The sequence below is a fragment of the Kocuria sp. CH-021 genome (assembly GCF_049716185.1).
In the GTDB taxonomy this organism is placed as follows: Bacteria; Actinomycetota; Actinomycetes; order Actinomycetales; family Micrococcaceae; genus Kocuria; species Kocuria cellulosilytica.
Window position 1 is genome coordinate 101,944 of the sequence record NZ_JBNAFK010000009.1, and the last position, 21,558, is coordinate 123,501.

General features: G+C 74.4%; 20 protein-coding genes and 1 tRNA gene. 14 read left to right on the forward strand and 7 right to left on the reverse strand.

The window, feature by feature from the left end; all coding sequences use genetic code 11:
* Positions 1-10: 10 nt before the first annotated feature.
* A complete protein-coding gene (locus ACPYN7_RS08885; RefSeq protein WP_424347404.1) occupies positions 11-589 on the reverse strand; it encodes a histidine phosphatase family protein in 579 nt (192 codons plus the stop codon).
* A 152-nt stretch (positions 590-741) separates the two neighbouring features.
* On the opposite strand from ACPYN7_RS08885, the gene ACPYN7_RS08890 reads away from it, so the two are divergent.
* Positions 742-2,124: a TIGR01777 family oxidoreductase gene (locus ACPYN7_RS08890; protein ID WP_058875194.1), complete on the forward strand. Its 1,383-nt coding sequence runs from the start codon at positions 742-744 to the stop codon at positions 2,122-2,124.
* A 99-nt stretch (positions 2,125-2,223) separates the two neighbouring features.
* Here the strand turns inward: ACPYN7_RS08890 and ACPYN7_RS08895 are convergent, their stop codons facing one another.
* On the reverse strand, positions 2,224-4,449 hold the full coding sequence (locus tag ACPYN7_RS08895) for a catalase (protein WP_424347405.1): 2,226 nt from the start codon (positions 4,447-4,449) through the stop codon (positions 2,224-2,226).
* Positions 4,450-4,756: 307 nt separating this feature from the next.
* Positions 4,757-5,791 carry a YsnF/AvaK domain-containing protein gene (locus tag ACPYN7_RS08900; RefSeq protein ID WP_424347406.1) on the reverse strand — a complete coding sequence of 345 codons (1,035 nt, stop codon included), beginning with the start codon at positions 5,789-5,791 and terminating at the stop codon, positions 4,757-4,759.
* Positions 5,792-5,937: 146 nt separating this feature from the next.
* On the opposite strand from ACPYN7_RS08900, the gene ACPYN7_RS08905 reads away from it, so the two are divergent.
* Genes ACPYN7_RS08905 through ACPYN7_RS08915 form a run of 3 tightly spaced genes read left to right on the forward strand, consistent with a single transcriptional unit; the run spans position 5,938 to position 7,926 of the window.
* A complete protein-coding gene (locus tag ACPYN7_RS08905) occupies positions 5,938-6,201 on the forward strand; it encodes a PLDc N-terminal domain-containing protein (RefSeq protein ID WP_082697224.1) in 264 nt (87 codons plus the stop codon).
* Between the two features lie 43 nt (positions 6,202-6,244).
* Positions 6,245-6,973 carry a tetratricopeptide repeat protein gene (locus ACPYN7_RS08910; RefSeq protein WP_058875191.1) on the forward strand — a complete coding sequence of 243 codons (729 nt, stop codon included), beginning with the start codon at positions 6,245-6,247 and terminating at the stop codon, positions 6,971-6,973.
* Entirely contained in the window at positions 6,970-7,926 is a 957-nt protein-coding gene (locus tag ACPYN7_RS08915; protein ID WP_424347407.1) for an aldo/keto reductase, read from the forward strand. The genes ACPYN7_RS08910 and ACPYN7_RS08915 overlap by 4 nt, the downstream gene beginning before the upstream one ends.
* Before the next feature lie 15 nt (positions 7,927-7,941).
* Here the strand turns inward: ACPYN7_RS08915 and ACPYN7_RS08920 are convergent, their stop codons facing one another.
* Positions 7,942-8,712 carry an IclR family transcriptional regulator gene (locus ACPYN7_RS08920; protein ID WP_424347408.1) on the reverse strand — a complete coding sequence of 257 codons (771 nt, stop codon included), beginning with the start codon at positions 8,710-8,712 and terminating at the stop codon, positions 7,942-7,944.
* A gap of 172 nt (positions 8,713-8,884) precedes the next feature.
* On the opposite strand from ACPYN7_RS08920, the gene ACPYN7_RS08925 reads away from it, so the two are divergent.
* Both ACPYN7_RS08925 and ACPYN7_RS08930 read left to right on the forward strand, forming a co-directional pair.
* Positions 8,885-10,357 carry an MFS transporter gene (locus ACPYN7_RS08925; RefSeq protein WP_424347409.1) on the forward strand — a complete coding sequence of 491 codons (1,473 nt, stop codon included), beginning with the start codon at positions 8,885-8,887 and terminating at the stop codon, positions 10,355-10,357.
* The gene (locus ACPYN7_RS08930) at positions 10,357-12,222 is read left to right on the forward strand and encodes a bifunctional sugar phosphate isomerase/epimerase/4-hydroxyphenylpyruvate dioxygenase family protein (RefSeq protein WP_424347410.1); all 1,866 of its coding nucleotides are present in this window, start codon (positions 10,357-10,359) and stop codon (positions 12,220-12,222) included. The genes ACPYN7_RS08925 and ACPYN7_RS08930 overlap by 1 nt, the downstream gene beginning before the upstream one ends.
* Before the next feature lie 27 nt (positions 12,223-12,249).
* Here ACPYN7_RS08930 and ACPYN7_RS08935 read toward each other — a convergent pair whose 3' ends face one another.
* Positions 12,250-12,723: an acyl-CoA thioesterase gene (locus tag ACPYN7_RS08935; protein WP_058875188.1), complete on the reverse strand. Its 474-nt coding sequence runs from the start codon at positions 12,721-12,723 to the stop codon at positions 12,250-12,252.
* Positions 12,724-12,903: 180 nt separating this feature from the next.
* Here ACPYN7_RS08935 and ACPYN7_RS08940 point away from each other — a divergent pair, with 180 nt between their 5' ends.
* The gene (locus ACPYN7_RS08940; RefSeq protein WP_424347411.1) at positions 12,904-13,539 is read left to right on the forward strand and encodes a YdcF family protein; all 636 of its coding nucleotides are present in this window, start codon (positions 12,904-12,906) and stop codon (positions 13,537-13,539) included.
* 15 nt (positions 13,540-13,554) lie between these two features.
* Here ACPYN7_RS08940 and ACPYN7_RS08945 read toward each other — a convergent pair whose 3' ends face one another.
* On the reverse strand, positions 13,555-13,806 hold the full coding sequence (locus tag ACPYN7_RS08945) for a hypothetical protein (RefSeq protein WP_058875186.1): 252 nt from the start codon (positions 13,804-13,806) through the stop codon (positions 13,555-13,557).
* Positions 13,807-13,851: 45 nt separating this feature from the next.
* On the opposite strand from ACPYN7_RS08945, the gene ACPYN7_RS08950 reads away from it, so the two are divergent.
* Both ACPYN7_RS08950 and ACPYN7_RS08955 read left to right on the forward strand, forming a co-directional pair.
* Entirely contained in the window at positions 13,852-14,139 is a 288-nt protein-coding gene (locus tag ACPYN7_RS08950; protein WP_058875185.1) for a hypothetical protein, read from the forward strand.
* A 164-nt stretch (positions 14,140-14,303) separates the two neighbouring features.
* Positions 14,304-15,086 carry a metal-dependent hydrolase gene (locus ACPYN7_RS08955; protein WP_058875184.1) on the forward strand — a complete coding sequence of 261 codons (783 nt, stop codon included), beginning with the start codon at positions 14,304-14,306 and terminating at the stop codon, positions 15,084-15,086.
* Between the two features lie 4 nt (positions 15,087-15,090).
* Here ACPYN7_RS08955 and ACPYN7_RS08960 read toward each other — a convergent pair whose 3' ends face one another.
* Positions 15,091-15,948, reverse strand: a complete 858-nt coding sequence (locus ACPYN7_RS08960) for a formate/nitrite transporter family protein (protein WP_424347412.1) — start codon at positions 15,946-15,948, stop codon at positions 15,091-15,093.
* 148 nt (positions 15,949-16,096) lie between these two features.
* On the opposite strand from ACPYN7_RS08960, the gene ACPYN7_RS08965 reads away from it, so the two are divergent.
* The 5 genes from ACPYN7_RS08965 (at position 16,097) to ACPYN7_RS08985 (ending at position 21,548) form a co-directional block, all read left to right on the forward strand.
* Positions 16,097-16,183: transfer RNA gene (locus ACPYN7_RS08965), tRNA-Leu, on the forward strand.
* A gap of 334 nt (positions 16,184-16,517) precedes the next feature.
* Positions 16,518-17,984, forward strand: coding sequence for an ABC transporter substrate-binding protein (locus ACPYN7_RS08970; RefSeq protein WP_424347443.1), 1,467 nt, complete (start codon positions 16,518-16,520; stop codon positions 17,982-17,984).
* Positions 17,984-18,940 (forward strand): ABC transporter permease, encoded by a 957-nt coding sequence (locus ACPYN7_RS08975; RefSeq protein ID WP_424347413.1) that lies wholly within the window; start codon positions 17,984-17,986, stop codon positions 18,938-18,940. The genes ACPYN7_RS08970 and ACPYN7_RS08975 overlap by 1 nt, the downstream gene beginning before the upstream one ends.
* The gene (locus tag ACPYN7_RS08980; protein ID WP_424347414.1) at positions 18,937-19,827 is read left to right on the forward strand and encodes an ABC transporter permease; all 891 of its coding nucleotides are present in this window, start codon (positions 18,937-18,939) and stop codon (positions 19,825-19,827) included. The genes ACPYN7_RS08975 and ACPYN7_RS08980 overlap by 4 nt, the downstream gene beginning before the upstream one ends.
* Positions 19,824-21,548, forward strand: a complete 1,725-nt coding sequence (locus ACPYN7_RS08985) for a dipeptide ABC transporter ATP-binding protein (protein ID WP_424347415.1) — start codon at positions 19,824-19,826, stop codon at positions 21,546-21,548. The genes ACPYN7_RS08980 and ACPYN7_RS08985 overlap by 4 nt, the downstream gene beginning before the upstream one ends.
* The last annotated feature ends 10 nt before the right edge of the window (positions 21,549-21,558 follow it).

Here is a 21,558-nt window from a genome sequence, read left to right on the forward strand (position 1 = left end):
GCCGGGGCTGTCAGGGTGCGGTGGATTCCGACACGTCATCTCGCAGGCGCGCGGCGCCGAGGACCTCCGTCCGCACGGGGACCACCTCGCAGTTGCGGACCCGGGGATGGGCCTCCCCGTTGAGCTCGGAGACCGTCAGCCGGATGAGCGAGCCGTGCGCCACGACCAGCACGCTGCGCCCGGGGTGGTCGTCGCGGATCCGGCGCAGGGCCGCCAGGCCGCGGCGTGCGACCGCCTCCGCCGGCTCCCCCGCGGAGAGGATCCGTTCCCGCGCGGCCCCCTCGAGGCCGGCCAGGCGCGAGCCCTCGTGCGGGCCGAAGCCGCGCTCCACGAGCTCGTCGTAGGTCGCCGCGAGCTCGAGGCCCAGGGCCCCGCCGATGATCCGCGCGGTCTCCACGGCCCGGCCCAGCGGCGAGGACACCAGCACGTCCCAGCCAAGGGCCTCGGCCCGCAGGTGCCGGGCGGCGGCCCGCGCCTGCTCCCGCCCGGTGTCGTTGAGGGGGACGTCCGTGGCGCCCTGGAGCCTCTCCTCGAGGTTCCAGTCGGTCTGGCCGTGGCGGATGAGCGCGATGCGTCCGGGGGTCTGCACGTCCCCACTCTGGGCGACGGCCCGCCCCGGGGCAAGCGGGCGGCACGGGGCCCGGGCGCAGGGGCGCCCGCCCCGCGGCCCGGAGCGGGACACGGACGGCCCACGGCGCCAGGTCCTGGACGAACCGGGGCATTGCGGGTTGAGTGGCACGCATGACCACCTTCACGTTCAGCTCCCGCGTGCCCCACCCCGTCGAGGACGTCTTCGCCTGGCACGCCCGCCCGGGGGCGCTCACACGGCTGACCCCCGCCTGGACGGGGTCCGTGGTGGAGGAGTCCTCGCCCCCGCTGCGGGACGGCACGCGGTCGCGGCTCCGGGTCGCCGTGCCGGGCTCCTACGGGCTGGCCTCGGTGCCCTGGACCGCCGAGCACCACGGCTTCGTCCCGGGCCGGGAGTTCCGGGACCGGATGGTGAAGGGCCCGCTCGCCTCGTGGGAGCACCACCACCGGTTCGACGACGACGGGCACGGCGGCACCCTGGTCACCGACACGGTGGAGTACGCGGCGCTGCCCGGCAGCAGGGCGTTCGGGGACCGGCTGATGAGCCCGGCGCTGGGACGCCAGTTCGAGGCCCGCTCCCGGCGGCTGGCCGCCGACCTCGACTTCCACGGCCGCTATCCCGGCCGGCCCCTGACCGTCGCCGTCACGGGGGCCTCGGGCACCATCGGCGTCCAGTTGGCGGCGCTGCTCGGCACCGGGGGCCACACGGTCCTGCGCCTCGTGCGCCGCGAGGCGCGCACCCCCGACGAGATCTCGTGGGACCCGGCGGCCGGGACGCTGGACCCCGCCGCGCTGCGGGGCGTGGACGTCGTGGTGAACCTGGCCGGGCGGAACATCGGCGGCCGGCTCACGGACGCGGCGAAGGAGCAGATCCACGACTCGCGGGTGCTGGGCACCCGGCTGCTGGTGCGCGCCCTCACCGCGCTCGGCGACGAGGCCCCGTCCGCGCTGGTCAACGGCTCCGCGATCGGGTACTACGGGGCGGACACGCACGGGGAGACCGTCACGGAGAAGTCCCCGCCGGGCGACGACTTCCTCGCCGAGGTCTGCACCGCGTGGGAAGGGGCCGCCCAGGAGGCCGAGGCCATCGGCACCCGCGTGGTCACGATGCGCACCGGGGTGGTGCAGAGCCCCGCCGGCGGCGCCCTGAAGGCCCAGCTGCCGCTGTTCCTCGCGGGGCTGGGCGGACGGCTCGGCTCCGGGGACCAGTGGCTGAGCTGGATCTCGCTGGACGACGTGGTGGGCCTGTTCGCCCACGCGGTGCTCTCCCCCGGCCTGCACGGGCCCGTCAACGCCGTGGCCCCGATGCCCGTGACGGGCCGCGACTACGCCCGGACCCTCGGGAAGGTCCTCGGCCGGCCGGCCCTGCTGCCCACGCCGGGGTTCGGGCCGAAGCTGGTGCTCGGGTCCGAGGGCGCCGAGCTCATGGCCCTCGCGGACCAGCGGGTCTCGGCGGACCGGGCCATCGACCGCGGCTACCGGTTCCGCCACCCCGACCTCGGCTCGGCGCTGCGGGAGGAGCTGGGCCGCTTCTGAGCCCCTCCCCGACCGCCGAGGTCACCGCTCCTGCCCGAGGACACCGCAGGTCGGCGGCGGTCTCGGGCAGAAGCGGTGACTTCGCGGAAGGAGGGCGGGTCAGAGGCGGCCGGAGACCGGGAACCGCTCCCAGGCGCGGTGGCTCTTCATGAGCGTGACCACCTGCTCGACCACGGCGGCGGAGTCCTTGCCGGAGACCACGCCGGGGGCGCCCTCGGGCAGGCCCGCCGCGGCGAGCACCTGCCCCTTGGAGCCCCAGGAGCCGATGGCCTTGGCCTGGCGGAACACCTCGCCGAGCAGCAGGTGCACGCGCGGGTCCACGCCGCCGGCGGAGACGGCCCCGGCCTTCGCGTCGAGGCCCTGCTGGGCGTCCGGGGCCGGGGGGACGGCGCCGGCCACGAGCACCGAGTCGAACTCGACCGAGCGCGCCGTGAGATAGGTCCGGTGGGCCACGAGCTTCCCGCCGCGCCCCACCGGCCCGCCGTGCGGGGCGACGACCAGCGGCACCATCCCGGCGTCGTCGATCGCGGAGACCACGGCCGCGAGGTCGTTCTCGTCCGGGTCCGGGCCCACCACGATGCCCACCTGGCGGCCGTCGAGGGGCCACTGCCCGCCGACCTGGGACAGGGCCGGGCTGGGCGTGATCCGCCCGTGCTTGACGGTGGGCTTCGGCGCCGGCAGCCCCAGTCCCCGCGCGACCACGGCGCACAGCTTCTCGTCGATGTTGGCGAGCGACTGCAGCTGGCGCTCCTTGACGGACTGCTCCCAGCACTTGCCGAGCTCGAACGTGTACGCCTGCGCGATGTGCTCCTTCTCCACGTCGCTCATCGACAGCCAGAACAGCCGCGTCTGGGTGTAGTGGTCCTCGAAGGACACGGGGTTCCCGCGCTCCTTGACCGACTCCGCGACCGGGGCCGGGTGGTCGATGAAGGGACGGGCCGGCTCGTCGGCGGGGAAGGGGTTGTTCCCGTCCAGCGAGTTCGGGTGGTAGGGCGCGACCCCGGAGTGCACCGCCGTCTGGTGCATCGCGTCCCGGAGCATGTCGTTGACGGGGGCGTGCGGGCGGTTGATCGGCAGCTGGGTCCAGTTGGGCCCGCCCAGCCGGCTGAGCTGGGTGTCCAGGTAGGAGAACAGCCGGCCCTGCAGCAGCGGGTCGTTGGTCACGTCGATGCCGCGCACCAGGTTGTTGGGGTTGAAGGCGACCTGCTCGGTCTCGGCGAAGTAGTTCGAGGGGTTGCGGTTGAGCGTCATCAGCCCCACCGGCTCCACGGGGGCGAGCTCCTCCGGGACGATCTTCGTGGGGTCGAGCAGGTCGATGCCCTCGAACGTCTGCTCCTCGTTGTCCTCGAAGACCTGGACCCCGAGCTCCCACTCGGGGTGGGCCCCGGCCTCGATGGCGTCGGCGAGGTCCCGGCGGTGCACGTCGGGGTCCATGCCCATCGCGATCTGGGCCTCCTCCCACAGCACCGAGTGCACGCCCAGCTTCGGCTTCCAGTGGAACTTCACGAGCACGCTGCGGCCCGCGTCGTCCACGAGCCGGAAGGTGTGGATGCCGAAGCCCTCCATCGTGCGGTAGGAGCGGGGGATGCCGCGGTCCGACATGTTCCAGATCGTGTGGTGCTGGGCCTCGGTGTGCAGGGAGACGAAGTCCCAGAAGGTGTCGTGCGCGGACTGCGCCTGCGGGATCTCCCGGTCCGGGTGGGGCTTGCCGGCGTGGATGACGTCCGGGAACTTGATGGCGTCCTGGATGAAGAACACGGGGATGTTGTTGCCCACGAGGTCCCAGGTGCCCTCGGAGGTGTAGAACTTCGTGGCGAAGCCGCGGGTGTCGCGGGCGAGGTCGGCGGAGCCGCGCGAGCCGAGCACGGTCGAGAACCGCACGAAGACCGGGGTCTCGACGTCCTTCTGGAACACCGCCGCGGAGGAGATCCTGCTCGCGGTGCCGTAGGAGCGGAACACGCCGTGGGCGCCGGCGCCGCGGGCGTGCACCACGCGCTCCGGGATGCGCTCGTGGTCGAAGTGGCTGACCTTCTCCCGGAAGTGGTGGTCCTGCAGGAGCACGGGCCCGCGCCGGCCCGCCTTCAGGGAGTGGTCGGTGTCGCTGCGCCGGGCGCCGTGGGCGGTGGTCAGGTACTCCCCGCCCTGGGCGTTGAGAGTCGGGTCGGCCCCGGTGTCCTGGCCCGTGGGGCTCACGGGCTCGGGCGTGCCCTGGTCCGGCTTGGGCGGCAGCGGCGGGCGGGGGGTCGTGGGCTCCGCGACCGGGGCGGTCTCGCTGCCGGGGACGCCGGGGGCCATGGGCGCCTGCTCCCCGGTCCTCTTCCGCATCCTGTTCAGCCTCTTGCGCATGGTGGACCTCCCGGTCGTCGTCACGTCGTCGGCACCGGCCGGTCCCGGACCGCACGGACCGGAACGACCAGCTCACTGATCATTACTGCACTCCCGTGAGGCGGGGCACAAGCCCCCGGGAGCGGCTCCGCGCTGGGTGAACACCCGATCCGCACCGGCACGGACGCGGGCCCGCCCCCGGGCGGGGGCGGGGGCGGGGGGGGGGGGGGCGGGGGGCCCCCCCGCGCCCCCCCCGGGCCCGCCCCCCCCCGGGCGGGGGGCGGGGCCGCGTCCGTGCCGGGAGGGATCAGTCCTCCTCGACGTCGATCCGCTCCTTGCGCACGGTCTCCTCGACCGCCTCGGTGCGCTCCGTGCGGCGCACCGCCAGGCGCACCCGCTCGTAGGGCACGCGCACCGTCCGCACCACGGGCACCTCCCGGTAGAGGATGACCTCGTCCTCTCCCACCGGCAGCTCCGCGCCGCCGAGGAACGCCTCGCGCTCCTCCTCGGTGACGGGGGTGCGGATCTCCTCGACGTCCTCGGACGCCAGGGTCTGCTCGGCGCGCACCGGCTCCTCCACCACGTACTTGCGCAGCCGGGTCCGCCCGGTCTCGACCCGCTCCGTCCCGACCTGCAGGCGCTCCTCGTGCCGGACCACGGAGGGGCTCTGCCCCGGCTGCGCACCGCGCAGGGAGCCCGCGTCCCCGGGGCCGGGGTCCTCGTCCCCGGCGGCGTGGCGGCCGGCACCGCGCCCCGCCGGGCCCCGGCCGCCGGTGTCCGGGGTGGCCGGGCCCCGGCCGGTGTCCTCGGCGGTGGCGTCCCGGGCGCCGGCCTCCGGCACGGTGGCGTCCCGGGCGCTGGCCTCCTGCACGGCCCCCTCCCGGTCGGCCGCCTCCTGGTCGAAGGCCTGGTCGCCGGTGCCGGACGGTGCGTCCGGCCGGCCGGCACGCCGGGCCTCGGGCCCCTCGTCGCCGACGCTCGCCCGGCCGTCACCGGCGGTCGCGTCCGCCCCGGTCAGCGACTCGCCGGTCCGGCGCACGTCCGTGCCGTCGTCGCGGCCGGAGTCGTCGCCGTGCCGGACGGCGTCGTCGTCCCCGGCGTCGATGTTGTAGGCGGGGGCCCCGCCGCGCGGGTCCCGGGTGTCGGCCGGGCTCGAGGTCGCGGACCCGCCGATGTCGCCGTCCTCCCGCCCGTAGGCGTTGTGGTCCCACAGCTCGGTCGCCGAGCTGGGCGCGTGGCGCTCCACCCCGGTGTCGTCGGTGTCCGGTCCGCCGGAGCGCCCGGCCGCGGGCTCCTCGTGGGCGGACTCCTGGTCGTACGGGCGGTCGTCGGAGGTGGACATCGTGGACTCTCCTCGGGGTTGCGATCGTCCTGCATATTTTATCAGCGTGCTGAGCGGTGACGGAGCCCACTCTACGGGGGACCGGACACCGGCACGGCCCGGCGCCCGCCCTTGTCCACCCGCCCCCGCGGTGCCAGTATCGATGCATGAGCACCTTGACCGTCCTCGCGGCCGGCGGCGCCGAGGCCGTGCGGACGGGAGCGTGGGAGAGCGGTGCGACGGCGGCCGGAGCGGTCGTCGTCGCGCTGATGGTCGCCGCCTCGGTCTCCCTGCTGCGCAGCCCGGCCCCGGACCCCGTGCTGCGCCTGCTGTGGCTGCTCGTGATCCTCGCGTTCCCCGTCGCCGGCGCGGGACTGTGGTTCGCGCTGGGCCGGCGGACCCCCCGTCCACGGGACCCGCACCCTGCGTAGCCCCCGCCACCCCGTGGGAGACCCGGCCGAGAAAGGAATCCGCATGAGCTATCCCCAGGACGGGCACGGGTTCTTCACCCGGGCCCTCGACGCCGAGGACCGCGGCCGGCTCGACGAGGCCGAGACCGCCTACCAGCAGGCCATCGCGCTCTTCGAGGAGGAGAGCGACTCCCTCCAGGAGCAGGCCGCCTGCCACTACAACCTGGGCCACCTCTACCTCGGGATGAACCGTCCCGGCCGGTCCCTCACCGCCTACGAGCACGCCCTCGGGCTCTTCGGCCGCATCCCGGGCAGCGGCAAGCACAAGGCCCGCACGCACCTGATCCTGGGCAGCCTGCTGCTCGAGCTGGACCGCGCCCACGACGCCGAGGAGCACCTCCTCGACGCCCTGGGCCAGTACCTCGACGCCCCGCACGAGGCGCAGGACCAGGCGCAGTGCCACGTCAACCTCGGGCGGGTGTACGAACTGGGCGAGCGGCACACCCAGGCCATCACCGCGTACAACCGGGCACTGGACTTCTACCAGGAGACCGAGGCCACCGCCACGGAGCAGGCCGAGTGCTTCACCGCGCTGGGCCGGCTCTACGAGCGCGCGGGCCGGATGCAGGAGTCCGGAGCCGCCTACGGGGCGGCCGCCCGCCTGCGCTGGTCCGCGGAGCAGCAGCGCCTGGAGGAGCGGGGCACCGAGCAGCACGGCACCGGGCAGCAGAGCCCGGAGCAGCAGAGCCCCACCCGGGACGCCGGGGTGCCCGAGGGGGAGGACCGCCCGTGAGCTCCCGCCTGATCTACGGCTGCATGACCATCGGCGGGTCCTGGGACGACGCCCCGGCGAGCGCGGCGACCGTGGACCGCGCCCGCGCCGCGGTGCACGCCGCGCTGGACGCGGGCATCACCGACTTCGACCACGCCGACATCTACGCGAACGGCAAGTCCGAGGCGGTCTTCGGCGAGCTGCTCGCCGAGGACCCGGAGCTGGGGCGCAGGACGACCCTGCAGACCAAGTGCGGGGTGCGCCTGCCCGGCAACACCGCCGCGCCCGGCGCGCCGACCCACTACCGGCTGGACCGGGACACGATCCGGAGCAGCCTCGAGGGTTCCCTGCGCCGGCTCCGCGTGGACTCGGTGGAGCGGCTCATGCTGCACCGGCCCGACCCGCTGGCCGACCTCCAGGAGGTCGCGGGGACACTGGACGAGCTGCGCAAGGAGGGGCTGATCCGCTCCGTGGGCCTGTCCAACATGTCGACCCGCCAGGTGTCCCGCTACCAGCAGCTGCTGAGCACGCCCGTCACCGCGGTGCAGCTCGAGCTGAGCCTGCGGCACCGCAGCTTCGTGGAGCAGCAGATCCTCGTCAACCACCCCGGGGGTGCCGAGCACTCGTTCCCGGAGGGGCTCCTGGAGTACTGCGCGGCGGACGGCATCGAGGTGCAGGCGTGGGGCGCCCTGGCCCGCGGCCTGTACACCGGCGCGCCGATCCCGCCGGAGGACCAGCACGCCGCGGCCACCGCGGCGGCGGTCCACCGGGTCGCCGCCGCGCACGGCGCCTCCGGCGAGGCGGTGGTCCTCGCGTGGCTCATGCGGCACCCCGGCGGGATCCGTCCCGTGCTGGGCACCACCGACCCGGAGCGGATCGCCGCGTGCGCCGGGGCGGAGGAGCTCGCGTCCCGGCTGGACCACGAGGACTGGTACGCCCTGCTCACGGCGGCGCGCGGCGACTCCGTCCCCTGAGCGCGCGCCGGCCGGTCAGCCGGGGAGCCGGGCGCCCAGCTCCCCGGCCGCCTCCTGGAGGGCCGGCACCATGTCCACGAGGTCCTCGAGCCGGTGGCGGAACACCGGTGCGGACAGCGCGAGCGAGCCGACGCACCCCCCGCCCGGCCGCAGGACGGGCACCGCGACGGCGACCATGCCCACGTCGTGCTCCTGGTCCTGGGTGGCCCAGCCCGCACGCCGGATCCGTTCGACCCGCCGGCGCAGCTCGTCCCGGTCCGTGAGCGTGCTCGGGGTGCGCGGCTCGAGCTCGACCGTGTCGAGGAGGTGCTCGCGCACCTCGTCCGGGGCGAACGCGAGCAGGCACAGCCCCAGGGCCGAGGAGTGCAGCGCGCCGCGGTAGCCGGGGTCGGAGGTGACCCGGAAGTCCGGGCCGTCCTCCTTGGCGAGGGTGTGGAACCGGTCGCCGTCCAGGACGGCGAACAGGCAGGACTCGCCCGTGCGCTCCACCATCCGCCGCAGCACGGGCACGACCGTCCCGGTGATCCCGAGGCGCTGGGCCACGCCGTGGGCCGCACGGAAGATCTTCAGCCCCAGGACGTAGCGCCGGTCCTCCTGCAGCTCGGCGAAGCCGTCCCGGACGAGCGCGTTGAGGAGCCGGTACGTGGTGCTGAAGGGGTAGCCGCAGATCCTGGTCGCCTCGGCCGCGGTCAGCCCGCCGGGGTGCTCCCCCAGCAGTTCGAGCAGCCGCAGGGCCTTGCCCACCATGTCCGGACGGGCGGTGCCCGCCTGCTCCGCGGCCGTCACCGGAGGCACCGGGGAGGAAGGACGACGTTCCGGTCGGGTGTGCTCACTGCGGTGCTCCGTTCGCTGTGCGGTTGACATGTGGACCAGCTCACAGAGACCATAGTCACACAACAGAAGTTGTTTCCACAATATGAGAGCTAGATGTGTTGTGGACTCCGAACGAAGGATCCCCATGAGCTCAGCAGCGACGACCGCCGAGACCACGGCCCCGCCGCCGTCCGCGAGGACGCCCCGCAAGGCCGCCCTCGCCGGCTGGATCGGCAGCGCCCTCGAGTACTACGACTTCGCGGTCTACGGCACCGCCGCCGCCCTGGTGCTCAACCACCTCTTCTTCCCCGCCGAGACGTCCCCCGGCGTGGCGATCCTCTTCGCCATGGGCACCGTGGGCGTGGCGTACGCCGTCCGGCCGCTGGGCGCGCTGGTCATGGGCCCCCTGGCGGACCGGTTCGGCCGCAAGTTCGTGCTCATGCTGACCCTGTTCATGATCGGCGGGGCGACCTTCGCCGTCGGGTGCCTCCCGACCTACGACCAGGTGGGGATGCTGGCGCCCGCGCTGCTCGTGCTGTGCCGCGTGGTCCAGGGCCTGTCCGCCGCGGGCGAGCAGGCGAGCGCCATCTCCATGTCGCTCGAGCACGCCGACGAGGACCGGCGGGCGTACACCACCAGCTGGACCCTGCAGGGCACCCAGTTCGGGACCCTCCTGGCCACCGCGGTGTTCATTCCCTTCACCCTGCTGCCGGAGGAGGCGCTGTTCAGCTGGGGCTGGCGCGTGCCGTTCTGGCTCTCCGCCGTGGTCGTGGTGGCCGCCTACCTGATCCGCCGCCACCTGGAGGAGCCGCCGGCCTTCCGGGAGGCCCGCGCCGAGGGGCCCGCCGAGGAGCCGGAGTCCCCGCTGCGGGTGCTCCTGAGGCACCACCGGGCCCCTGTGCTCCGGATCGCCGCGGCCGCCATGATCAACACCGTCAACGTGGTGTTCACGGTGTGGTCGCTCTCGTTCGCCACCTCCGTGGTCGGCCTCGAGCGCTCCACCATGCTGTGGGTCTCCGTGCTGGCCAACGCCGTCGCCCTGTTCGTGATCCCGGTCGTGGCCGTGCTCGCCGACCGCATCGGCCGCAAGCCCGTCTTCCTCGCCGGGGTTCTCGGCCCCGCCGTGCTGATGTACCCCTATCTCTCGGCGGTCCACGCCGGGAACTGGCCGCTCATCTTCGGGCTCGGCGCGGTCATGTCCGGGTGCGCCTACTCGATGGCCAACAGCATCTGGCCCTCGTTCTACGCCGAGATGCTGCCGCTGCGGGTGCGGGTCACCGGCCTGGCCCTGGGCACGCAGATCGGCTTCGCGGTCTCGGGCGGCTTCGCGCCCGTCCTCGCCTCCGCCGTGGCCGGTCCCGCCGGCGACAACTGGCTGGGCGTGGCCGTGTTCGTCACGGTGGCGTGCCTGATCTCCGGCGGCGCCGCGCTGACGGCCCGGGAGACGGCGAAGAAGTCCCTCGACGAGATCGACGCGCTGCACACTTCGCGCACCGAGGCCGCCGAGCTGCGCGCCCTCGGCGCCGGGGGCCGGAGCGGCCCGGGGCGGACCGCTGCGGAGCCGGTCGCCGAGGAGCAGGCCGCCGCGGAGCCGGCCGTCTCCGGGGCGGGACGCTGATGCGCACCTCGATCGCCACGGTCTGCCTCTCGGGCACCCTGGAGGAGAAGATGCACGCCGCCGCGGCGGCGGGCTTCGACGGGATCGAGGTGTTCGAGCAGGACCTGGTCGTCTCCCCCTCCTCCCCCGAGCAGATCCGGGAGCTCGCGGCACAGCTGGGGCTGGGCCTGGACCTCTATCAGCCCTTCCGGGACTTCGAGGCCGTGGGCCCCGAGCAGCTCGCCGCGAACCTGCGGCGCGCCGAGGCCAAGTTCCGGCTGATGGACCGGCTCGGCGTGCAGACGGTGCTCGTGTGCTCCAACGTGGCCACCGCGGTGATCGACGACGACGAGGTCGTGGCCGGGCAGCTGCGCCGGCTCGGCGAGCTCGCCGCCCGGTACGGGGTGCGGCTGGCCTACGAGGCGCTGGCCTGGGGGAGGTTCGTCGACGACTTCGAGCACGCCCAGCGGATCGTGGACCTGGCCGACCACCCGGCCGTGGGGACCTGCCTCGACAGCTTCCACATCCTCTCCCGCGCCTGGGACCCGGCGCCCATCGAGGGCATCGCGGCGGAGAAGATCTTCTTCGTGCAGCTGGCCGACGCCCCGCTGCTGAGCCTGGACGTGCTGTCCTGGTCCCGCCACCACCGGGTGTTCCCCGGGGAGGGCGACTTCGACATGGTCGGGTTCATGTCCCACCTGGTCCGCGCGGGCTACGACGGGCCGGTGTCCCTGGAGATCTTCAACGACGCCTTCCGCCAGGCCGACGTCAACCGCACGGCGGTGGACGGGCTGCGCTCCCTGCGCTGGCTCGAGGACCAGACCCGGCGGGCCCTGGCCGGCGAGCGGACCCGGGACACGCTCGGGCTCCAGCCGCTGCCCGCGGTCGAGGAACCGGCCGGCTACGACTTCGTGGAGATCCGCACCGGGCGGCTCGGCGAGACCACCCGGCTCCTGCACCAGCTCGGCTTCGCCCTGGGCGGTCACCACCAGTCCAAGGAGAACGTGCAGGTGTGGGTGCAGGGACCGGTGCGGGTCGTCGTCAACGACGCGGTCCCGGACGGGTCCCCCACCGAGGTCGCCGCGCTCGGCTTCGACGTCGCGGACCCGGACGCCGCCGTGGAGCGGGCCGCCCGGCTCAAGGCCCTGCCCGTGCCGCGCGCCCAGGGTCCCGGCGAGCAGGTGCTGCGCGGGGTGTTCGCCCCGGACGGCACGGAGATCTTCTTCTGCGAGCGCACGGCGGACGGGGTCCCGGCGTGGCTGGGCGAGTTCGGCGCGGACGACGAGCTCGAGCCCGGGGCCCTGGTCACCGGGGTGGACCACCTCAACATGGCCCAGCCGTGGCAGCACTACGACGAGGCCGTGCTGTTCTACACCTCGGTGCTCGCCCTCGAGGCGCAGTCCTCCCAGGACGTCCCTGGCCCCTCGGGACTGGTGCGCAGCCAGGTCATGCGCTCGGCCAACGGCGCGGTGCGGATGCCGCTCAACGTGGCCCCGACCGCCGCCGAGCAGGGCTCCTTCGTGGGCGCGGCCTATCCCGAGCACGTGGCGCTGTCCTGCACGGACGTCGTCGCCGTGGCCCGGCGGGCCCGCCGGCGCGGGCTGCGGTTCCTGCCCGTGCCGCAGAACTACTACGAGGACCTCGACGCCCGCTTCGACCTCGACCCCGGGTTCGTGGCCTCCCTGCAGGAGCTGCACCTGCTCTACGACCGGGACGCGGAGGGCGAGTTCCTGCACTTCTACACGGAGACCCTGGGCACGGTGTTCTTCGAGGTGGTCGAGCGCCGCCGCGGCTACTCCGGCTTCGGCGCGCCCAACGCCCCCGTCCGCCTCGCGGCGCAGTACCGGCGCTCACAGGCGGTCCACCGGGCCCGCACGGAGGCCTGACCGGCTTCCGGCGGGCCCCCGCGCGGGTCAGCGGAAGACGAGCGGGCCCCCGTGGGGGGCCAGGAGCTCCTGCTGCTCCGCCGAGATGCGCAGCACCGTGCCGGTGGCGGGCACGAAGAACGCGAGCCGCGTCTCGGCCCGCACGCACGCCCGGCGGGAGACCACGTCGGTGATCTCGAAGCCCAGCGTCAGGGCCCCGCCGCGGGCCGAGACGACCCACACCCGGACCTCCACCGGGGTGTTGCGGTACTCGAGGGGACGGAGGTACTTGATCCGGTTCTCGGTGATCAGCGCCTGGGTGCCCTCCGGCAGCGCGGAGAAGAAGGGGATCAGCGGGGGCTCCACCTGGTCGCCGGTGCCCACGGGCACGCCCAGGGCCGCGATCCGCGCCTCCTCGAGCAGCCGCACGACCTCCACGTTGTTCACGTGCCCGTACGGGTCCATGTCGCCCCAGCGCATGGGCACCCGGCACAGCACGCCGGACTCATCCTCCACCGTCATGCGGTCCGTCCTCCTCGGTCGTCGGGCCCCGGTGCACGCGGCACCGGCGTCCTACATCGTAGGCCGGGGCCGCCCCGCCCGGGCGGCCCCGGCCCGTCACACGGCGCCCGCGCCCAGCGGCGGGTGCGACAATGTCGGCTGATCCGGACCCTGCCCCGACGACCGGCGAGGAGCGGCGCGATGCCCCGCAGTGCCCGCACCACCCCGCGCTCCGCGTGGGTCACCCGCGCCCTGGTCACGGTGCTCGCCCTGGGGCTGGCCTGGCTGATCGCCGGCTGGGTCGTGTTCCAGCACCCCCGGACCGACGCCCCGTCGCGCTCGGACGCCCTCCTCGTCCTGGGCCCTCCGGACCGGACGCGCATGGCGGAGGCGCTGCGGCTCATGGACGCCGGGTTGGCGCCGGTGCTGGTCGTGGCGAATCCCGGCACCCGCGACCTCGGCGACGCCTCGGGACGGGTGTACTACGCCCGGGCCGCGCAGACCTGCGCGGAGGACGGCGGCCGGGCCTACGAGGTGATCTGCTTCCGGCCCGATCCCTCGACCACCCAGGGCGAGGCCATGGAGCTGCGCGCGCTCAGCGAGCAGCGGGGGTGGGACCACGTCAGCGTGCTCACCTACCGCCAGCACGTGGCCCGCTCCCGCCTGCTGCTGGAGCGCTGTTTCGCGGGGCGGCTGGACGTGCTCTCCTTCGACTACCCGGACGTGCCGCGGGGCCCGCTGCGGGAGTTCGCCTACCAGTCCGGCGGCTACGTGAAGGCCTGGCTCACCCCCGGCTGCGCGCAGCAGCTGCCGGGGCAGCCGAAGTCCGCGGACTGACCGGCCGGGACCGCGTCAGCCGCCCCGGTCGGCGAGGTCGCGGACCCACTCGGCGGACCGGCGGTCGCCCTCGGAGGAGGCCCTGTGGGCGTCGTCGCGCCCGGAGAGGACGTCCCCCGGGGAGGGCCGCGGCGTGCCCGGCCGGTGGGGGCCGCCGGAGGCGGCCAGGCCCGCGACCCACGCGTCGGACTCCACGCCGCGGTGGGCGTCCGCGGCCAGGCGGGCCCGGGCGGCCGCGACGGTGATCGGGTCCACGGGGTCGGTCATGGCCCCAGTCTTCCCCCGCCGCGCCCCCGGGGGAAGACTGGGGCCATGACCGACCTGCAGTGCCCGGCCACCGCCGTGCTCCTCGACGACGCCGCCCCTCCCCCGCCGTGGACGGCCCGGCTGCGCGTGGCCGAGCGGTTCACGGCCCGCGGCGCCGGGGAGCTGACGTCGCTCGTCGAGGACTCGGCCGACCTGTTCCGCGGGGAGACCTTCGTGGTCGCGGCCCCCGCCGGTGACATCGCGGAGGCGCTGCGGCGGCGGGGCATGGGCGGGCGGGCGCCCGTCGTCGTCGAGGTGGACTCCGCGGGGTGGCGGGCCGTGCCCGCCCCCTGACGCGGAGCACGCGGGCCGCGGCGGCCGCGGCGGGGGGACGACGACGGCAGCGGGACCGCCCGCCCGGGCGGTCCCGCTGCGCTGTCCGGGCCGGGCCCTAGGGTTTCCGCTGGTGGTGCCGACCGGCCCGCCGGAACCGGGAGTCCGAGGAGGACGTCGATCTCATGATGGGACCGAGCCATGCGGCCTGCGGGGCGGCCGCGTGGGTGGCGCTGACCGCCGACTACCAGCTGCGCCTGCAGGAGCTCACCGTCCCGATCGGCTGGGGGGTCCTGGACGTCGGCGACACCGGTGTGCTCACCGGCGCGCTCGTCACCGCCGGGGCGGCGCTGCTCCCGGACCTCGACCACCCGGACGGGACCGTGGCCCGGTCCCTCCGCCCGCTGTCCACGTGGCTGGCCCGCGGGATCTGCCGGCTCGCCGGCGGCCACCGGCGGGGCACCCACTCCCTGCTGGGGGTGGCGGTGTTCACCGCGCTGGCGGCCGCGGCGCAGAAGATCGGGATCCCGGTGGAGGGCCTGGGCTGGGTGTGGCCGCTCGCCGCGGTGATGTCCGTGCTGCTCATCGCCTTCGCGGTGCAGGTGCTCGCCTTCGTGCCGGACCGGGTCGCGAAGCTCAACTGGGTCGTGGGGATCGGGCTGGGCGTCGTCGTGGGGCTGCACCCGCCCGCGCACGAGTGGTGGTTCCCGGCGGCCGTGGCCACCGGGGTGGTCGCCCACCTCGCCGGGGACCTGGTGACCACGCGCGGGATCCACCTGCTCTATCCCCTGCGCATGCCCCTGCCCCTGCCCCGGTCGGTGTACAAGAACCGCTCCTTCCTCACGGTGCCGCTGATCGGCAACGCCGGCTCGGCCGCGGAGATCGCGCTGCTCGCCCCGATCACCCTCTTCGCCCTGACGGGCCTGTGGGGGGCGTTCGCCCTGACCACCGGGCTCGTGGTCGGCTGAGCCCTCAGACCACCCGTCCGTCCTCGGCGTGCCGGCGGTTCTGCTCCGCGCGCTCATTCTTGATCAGCTCGAGCGTGCGGACGAGCCGCGGCAGGGTGATGACGACGAGCCCGCCCACCATGTTCAGCGGGATGACCCACAGCATCCACAGCAGCCAGTCCGTGTAGGAGATGTCCGCGCCCGCGTGCATCGCCCCGAAGATGATGGCCGAGTTCAGTGCTCCGTGCAGCATGCCCAGGCCGACGACCAGCAGGCCGTCGATGAGCGCGATGAAGGTGTGCACCACCTCGCTGCCCGAGCCCTGGGCCATCCGCGTGCCCAGCGTGATGGTGCTGCCGGCCAGCAGCGCCAGGGCGGCCGACTCCAGGGTCAGCCCGCCCTCCAGGTACTGCCTCGCCGACTTCTCCAGGGTGTCGTGGAACTGCGGGAACCCCGCCACCACGAACCACGTGAACAGCCATCCGCCCAGGAGGTTGGTCAGCAGGGTCACCGTCCAGAAGCGTCCCAGCTGCAGCCAGGTGCTGTGCCGGGAGACGACCGCGTAGATGGGCACCAGGAAGTTCTCCGTGAACAGCTCCGAGTGGGCGAGCTGCAGGGCGAGCAGGCCGAAGCCGAACGCCGCCCCGGCCAGCAGGTCGGAGCCCGTGGCCTCCTTGACCGCCAGGTAGGCGAGGATGCCCACGCCCACGTCGATGCCGCCGAACAGCCCGGTGATGACCAGCGCCCGCCACGTGCGGGTCAGGCGCTCCGCGCCCTCGGTGACGGTGTTGTCGAACTCCTCGACCAGTTCGTCCTCGAGCGGCTCGTCGGTCCGCCCCAGCTCCTTGCGCTTCTCCTCGAGATTGCTGCTGTCCGGTTCCATCCGCGCTCCCTGTGTGCCGTCGTCGGTCCCTGCCCGGGATGCGGCAAGCTTACTGACGGACGCCCGACGGTCGCCGATTGGCCATCGGGGACGAGTCCGGGTAGGCTTGTCGTCGTTGCCCACAGCGGTCCGCCGCGGTGGTCGACGAGCGCGAGTGGCGGAATAGGCAGACGCGCACGGTTCAGGTCCGTGTGCCCGAGAGGGCGTGGGGGTTCAACTCCCCCCTCGCGCACCACGCAGGCGGGGCGGGACATCCGAGAGGATGTCCCGCCCGGCCTTTTTTCGTGCTGCGAGCCGCCGTGGCGCCCGGGACGGCCGCCCCGGCCCCGGCGGGTGCCCGTACGGTCGGCGACCGGAACGGTGCCGCCGCCGGTGACCGGACCGGTGCCGCCGCATATGCTGGAGCTGCCGTCCCCTGCCCGGGGCTCTCGGTCCTCGGCCCCACGAGAGGGGATGGTACCGTGCCTCCTGCACCACGTCCCCCCTGGACCCGGCGCCAGCTCCTCGGCGCCGGCGGGATCCTGGGCCTGGGCACCGTCCTGACAGGCTGCGGAGCCGCCGAGCCGCCGATGCTGGCCGACCCAGCCGGCTCGCCCCGGCACGGCGGGAGCCTGCGCGTGGGGCTCGCGGGCGGCGGCGCCTCCGACACCCTGGACGCCCACACCCCGGTCAGCACCACGGACATCGCCCGGGTCGTCAACCTCTACGAGGCGTTGCTGTACCGCGACGAGGACTACCGGCTCGTGCCGCTGCTGGCCCTGTCCGCCACGCCGTCCGCGGACGCCAGGACCTGGACGGTCCGGCTGCGCGAGGGCGTGCGGTTCCACGACGGCCGGCCGCTCACCGGCGCCGACGTGGCCGCGACGTTCCGCCGGATCACCGACCCCGACGACCCCAAGAGCGGGGCCTCGAGCCTGGGGCTGCTGGACGAGGTGGCCGTGCTCGACGAGCTCACGGTCGAGTTCCGGCTCGCCTCCCCCTCGGCCGTCTTCGACGACACGCTGGGGCAGTACAATCTCGGCATCGTCCCGGCCGACTACGACCCCGCCGCCCCGGTCGGCACCGGGCCCTTCAAGCACGACTTCTTCTCCGCGGGCCAGCGCAGCGTCTTCGTGCGCAACGACCGCTACTGGCAGCCGGACCGCCCGTACCTGGACCGGGTGGAGATCCTCGACTTCGACGACACCGACGCGCTGATCAACGCGCTGCTCTCCACCCAGGTCGACGCGGTCGGGCAGATCCCGCTGACGCTCATCGAGGTCATCGACGCGGACCCCCGGATCGACGTGCTCAACTCCGAGACCGGCATGTGGCTGCCGTTCACCATGCGCGTGGACCGGCCGCCGTTCGACGACAACCGGGTGCGCGAGGCGTTCCGGCTGGTCGTGGACCGGGAGGAGATGATCGAGCAGGTGCTCAGCGGCAACGGCCGCGTCGCCAACGACCTCTACGCCCCGTACGACCCGGGATTCGCCGCCGGCCTGCCGCAGCGCACCCAGGACATCGCGCGCGCCCGGCGGCTGCTGGCCGAGGCCGGCCACCCCGACGGGCTCGACGTCGAGCTGGTGACCGCCCCGATCCAGGCCGGGGCCGTGGAGGCCGCGCAGGTCTTCGCCCAGCAGGCAGAGCCCGCGGGGATCCGGGTCGGCATCCGGCGGGTCGACACCACCACGTTCTTCGGGGACGGCTACCTGCAGTGGGACTTCGCCCAGGACTTCTGGTACACGCGCAACTTCCTGCCGCAGGCCGACAACGGCTCGATGCCCTCCTCCCCGTACAACGAGACGCACTGGGCCCACCCGGAGTTCATCGCGCTCGTGGAGGAGGCGCGCGCCACCGTGGACGAGGACGCCCGCAACGCCCTGATCGCCCGGGCGCAGGCCCTGGAGTACCACGAGGGCGGCTACATCATCTGGGGCTACCCCAACCAGGCCGACGCCTACCAGCGCTACGTGGGCGGGCTCGTGCCCAACCGCACCGGCCTGGCCCTGTCCGGCTTCGAGTTCCGCCGGGTGTGGCTGGGAGGGGACAGCTGATGCTGCGCATGATCGTCCGGCGACTGCTGGTCAGCCTGCTCATCCTCCTGGCCGTGTCCCTGCTGGTCTTCGTGGCTGTCCTGCTGCTGCCCGGGGACCCCGCCCAGGCCGTCCTCGGGCAGCAGGCCACGCCCGAGCGGCTGGCCGCGCTGCGCGAGCAGATGCACCTCGACGAGCCGGTCTGGCAGCGCTATCTGAGCTGGCTGGGCGGTCTGCTGGTCGGGGACCTCGGCGTCTCGGCGGCCACCGGCGGACCGGTGAGCGAGCTGGTGGGCGAGCGGGCCGGGGCGTCCCTGCTCCTGATGCTCCTGGCCTCGGTCGTCAGCGTTCCGGTGGGGATCCTGGTGGGCACCTGGAGCGCGCTGCGCCGTGGCCGCGCCGGGGACCATGTGGTCACCGGCGTCAGCCTGGTGCTGGCGGCACTGCCGGAGTTCGTCGTCGGGATCGGGCTGATCGCGCTGTTCTCCACCACGGTCCTCACGGTGCTGCCCTCGGTGACCATGGCGCCGCCCGGAGAGCCGGTCTGGTTCTACCCCGCCCAGCTGGTCCTGCCCGTCCTCACCCTGGTCCTGGTGGTCACCCCGTACATCGTCCGCATGATGCGGGCCACGATGAGCGAGGTGCTGGACTCCGGGCACGTGGAGATGGCGCGGCTCAAGGGCGTCCCCGAGAGGCAGGTCGTCCGGCGGCACGCGGTGCCGCAGGCGCTGGCGCCCGTGGCCCAGGTGGTCGCCATCCAGCTGGCCTGGCTGGCCGGCGGCATCGTGGTCGTGGAGTTCCTCTTCCGCTACCCGGGCGTGGGCCAGGCCCTCGTCGACGCCGTCGCGAACCGGGACGTGCAGGTGGTGCAGGCCCTGACCATGCTGGTGGCCGTCGTCTACGTGCTGGTCAACCTGCTGGCCGACGTCGTCGGCATCGTGACCAACCCCAAGCTGCGCACGGAGGGATCCCGATGAGCAACACCGATCCGGCCCCCGAGCCCCCCGCCTCCGGGCGCGGGACGACCGCCGGCCTCCTCGGCCGTCTGCTGCGGCAGCGCCAGGCCCGGGTGGGGCTGGTCCTGACCGGTGCCGTGGTCCTGCTGGCCCTCCTGGGCCCGCTGCTGCTGCCCTGGGCCACGGGCTACACCAGCACGGGCTTCGCGGGCCGGCCCTACCAGCCCGACGGGGTCCTGGGCACCGACAACCTCGGCCGCGACGTGCTCAGCCGGTTCCTCGCCGGCGGGCTGCGCCTGCTGGTCTACGCCGGCCTGGCCACCCTGCTGGGCATGGTGCTGGGCGTGGTCGCCGGCATGGTCGCCGCCTACCAGGGCGGGTGGCTGGACACCCTGGTGATGCGCGGCAACGACGTGCTGCTGGCCCTGCCGCAGCTGGTCGTCGCCCTGCTGGCCATCACCGTGCTCGGCCCGCAGGGCTGGGTGCTGGTCACCGTCATCGGGATCACCCACGCCCCGCGCATCGCGCGCGTCACCCGGGCGGCCGCCTCCGCCGTGATCACCGAGGACTACGTCCGCGCCGCGGAGATGTACGCGGTGCCCCGGTGGCGGATCCTCACCCAGGACGTGCTGCCCAACATCACCGGCCCGCTCATGGTCGAGCTGGGGCTGCGCACGACCTACTCGATCGGCGCCGTGGCCTCCCTGTCCTTCCTCGGGCTGGGACTGCAGCCGCCCACGGCGGACTGGGGGCTGATGATCAACGAGAACCGCATCGCCCTGGTGCTCCAGCCGTGGGGCGTCCTGCTGCCCGTGCTGGCCATCGCGGTGCTGACCGTCGGCACCAACCTGATCACCGACTCCCTCGCCCGTGCCTCCGCCCGCGGCGGCGCGGAGGGCGCGCCGTGAGCGCCCCCTCGGGCGAGCGCCCGGCGACGACGCAGGCCGTGGCCCTGCGGGCGAGCGACCTGCGGGTGGCCACGGCCGCCGGCCACGAGATCCTGCGCGGGGTGGGCTTCGAGCTCCGTCCCGGCCGGATCCTGGCCCTGGTGGGCGAGTCCGGATCGGGCAAGACCACCGCCGGCCTGGCCTGCCTGGGGCACTTCCGGACGGGTCTGCAGCACACCGGTGGGACCGTCCGGCTCGGGGACGGCCCCGACGCCCTCGACGTGCTGGGCCTGCCCGAGGCCGGGCGCCGGCGGCTGCGCGGCGGCACCGTGTCCTACGTGCCGCAGGACCCCGCGCTGTCCCTGAACCCGGCCATGCGGATCGGCGAGCAGATCCTCGAGGTGCTGCGCGTCCACGGCCACGGCGAGTCCGACCGGGCCCGGAGCGCCCGGGTCGCCGAGGTGCTCGCCGAGGTCGGCCTGCCCGGCGACACCGCCCAGCAGCGCCGCTACCCCCACCAGCTCTCGGGGGGACAGCAGCAGCGGGTGGGCATCGCGATGGCCTTCGCCTGCCGTCCGGCGGTGATCGTGCTCGACGAGCCCACCACCGGGCTCGACGTCACCACCCAGGCGCTGGTGCTGCGGACCGTGGACGGTCTCGCGCACCGGCACGGGACCGCAGGACTGTACATCACCCACGACCTGGCCGTGGTGGCCGAGGTGGCCGACGACGTCGCCGTCATGCTCGCGGGGGAGGTGGTGGAGCACGGCCCCAGCCGGGAGGTGCTCCACCGGCCCCGGCACCCGTACACGCGCCGGCTCATGGCGGCCGTGCCCGACCTGGCGGGGCGCCACGCCATCGGCCGCGTCGAGGCGCTTTCCGCGCGGCGCCCGACGCCGCCGGACGCACCGTCGGCCTCCGGCCCGAGTGCCCGGCCACCCGACCCGTCCGCCGCGGGCACGCCGGCCGCCCGACCCGCGGAGCACGAGGACGGCGTCCTGCTGGCAGTCCGCGACCTGCGGCTCGCGCACGGCCCGCTCCTGGTGCTCAACGGCATCGACCTCCGGATCGCCGAGGGAGAGTCGATGATGCTCTTGGGCGAGTCCGGCTCCGGCAAGACCACCCTCGCCCGGTGCCTGGCCGGCCTCGCCGAGAACTACACCGGTTCCGTGGTCCTGGACGGCCGGGAGCTGGCGCCCGGCACCCGCCGGCGCAGCCGGGAGGAACGCCGCCGCATCCAGTACGTGTTCCAGTCCCCCTTCTCCTCGCTCAACCCACGGCGCACGATCGCCGAGTCGATCGAGGTGCCGCTGCGGATCAACGGATCCCTGGACCGGCGGCAGCGCCGGGCCCAGGTGCTGGAGGCCCTCGACCGGGTGCGGCTCGGCGCCGGCTTCGCGGACCGGCGACCGGGCGAGCTCAGCGGCGGGGAGCGGCAGCGGGCCGCCATCGCCCGCGCCCTGGTGAACGCGCCCGCGGTGCTGGTGTGCGACGAGGTGACCTCCGCCCTGGACGTGTCGGTGCAGGCGTCGATCGTCGACCTGCTGCGTACGCTGCAGGTCGAGAACGGCATGGCCATGCTGTTCGTCACCCACAACATCGCGCTCGCCCGGCACGTGTCCCAGCGCCTGGCGGTGCTGCACGCGGGCAGGATCGTCGACGCGGGCCCCACGGACGAGGTCCTGGAGAACCCGCAGCACGAGTACACCCGCGAGCTGCTCGCGAACGTCCCCACCCTGTGAGCGGTGCTCC

Excerpts from the sequence above, each read along its gene's own strand:
- ACPYN7_RS08910 (WP_058875191.1), top strand. The coding sequence starts at position 6,245 with ATGAGCTATCCCCAGGACGGGCACGGGTTCTTCACCCGGGCCCTCGAC.
- ACPYN7_RS08970 (WP_424347443.1), top strand. The coding sequence starts at position 16,518 with ATGCTGGCCGACCCAGCCGGCTCGCCCCGGCACGGCGGGAGCCTGCGC.
- ACPYN7_RS08935 (WP_058875188.1), bottom strand. The coding sequence starts at position 12,723 with ATGACGGTGGAGGATGAGTCCGGCGTGCTGTGCCGGGTGCCCATGCGC.
- ACPYN7_RS08955 (WP_058875184.1), top strand. The coding sequence starts at position 14,304 with ATGATGGGACCGAGCCATGCGGCCTGCGGGGCGGCCGCGTGGGTGGCG.
- ACPYN7_RS08950 (WP_058875185.1), top strand. The coding sequence starts at position 13,852 with ATGACCGACCTGCAGTGCCCGGCCACCGCCGTGCTCCTCGACGACGCC.
- ACPYN7_RS08925 (WP_424347409.1), top strand. The coding sequence starts at position 8,885 with ATGAGCTCAGCAGCGACGACCGCCGAGACCACGGCCCCGCCGCCGTCC.
- ACPYN7_RS08945 (WP_058875186.1), bottom strand. The coding sequence starts at position 13,806 with ATGACCGACCCCGTGGACCCGATCACCGTCGCGGCCGCCCGGGCCCGC.
- ACPYN7_RS08980 (WP_424347414.1), top strand. The coding sequence starts at position 18,937 with ATGAGCAACACCGATCCGGCCCCCGAGCCCCCCGCCTCCGGGCGCGGG.
- ACPYN7_RS08940 (WP_424347411.1), top strand. The coding sequence starts at position 12,904 with ATGCCCCGCAGTGCCCGCACCACCCCGCGCTCCGCGTGGGTCACCCGC.
- ACPYN7_RS08960 (WP_424347412.1), bottom strand. The coding sequence starts at position 15,948 with ATGGAACCGGACAGCAGCAATCTCGAGGAGAAGCGCAAGGAGCTGGGG.
- ACPYN7_RS08900 (WP_424347406.1), bottom strand. The coding sequence starts at position 5,791 with ATGTCCACCTCCGACGACCGCCCGTACGACCAGGAGTCCGCCCACGAG.
- ACPYN7_RS08890 (WP_058875194.1), top strand. The coding sequence starts at position 742 with ATGACCACCTTCACGTTCAGCTCCCGCGTGCCCCACCCCGTCGAGGAC.
- ACPYN7_RS08975 (WP_424347413.1), top strand. The coding sequence starts at position 17,984 with ATGCTGCGCATGATCGTCCGGCGACTGCTGGTCAGCCTGCTCATCCTC.
- ACPYN7_RS08895 (WP_424347405.1), bottom strand. The coding sequence starts at position 4,449 with ATGCGGAAGAGGACCGGGGAGCAGGCGCCCATGGCCCCCGGCGTCCCC.
- ACPYN7_RS08930 (WP_424347410.1), top strand. The coding sequence starts at position 10,357 with ATGCGCACCTCGATCGCCACGGTCTGCCTCTCGGGCACCCTGGAGGAG.
- ACPYN7_RS08905 (WP_082697224.1), top strand. The coding sequence starts at position 5,938 with ATGAGCACCTTGACCGTCCTCGCGGCCGGCGGCGCCGAGGCCGTGCGG.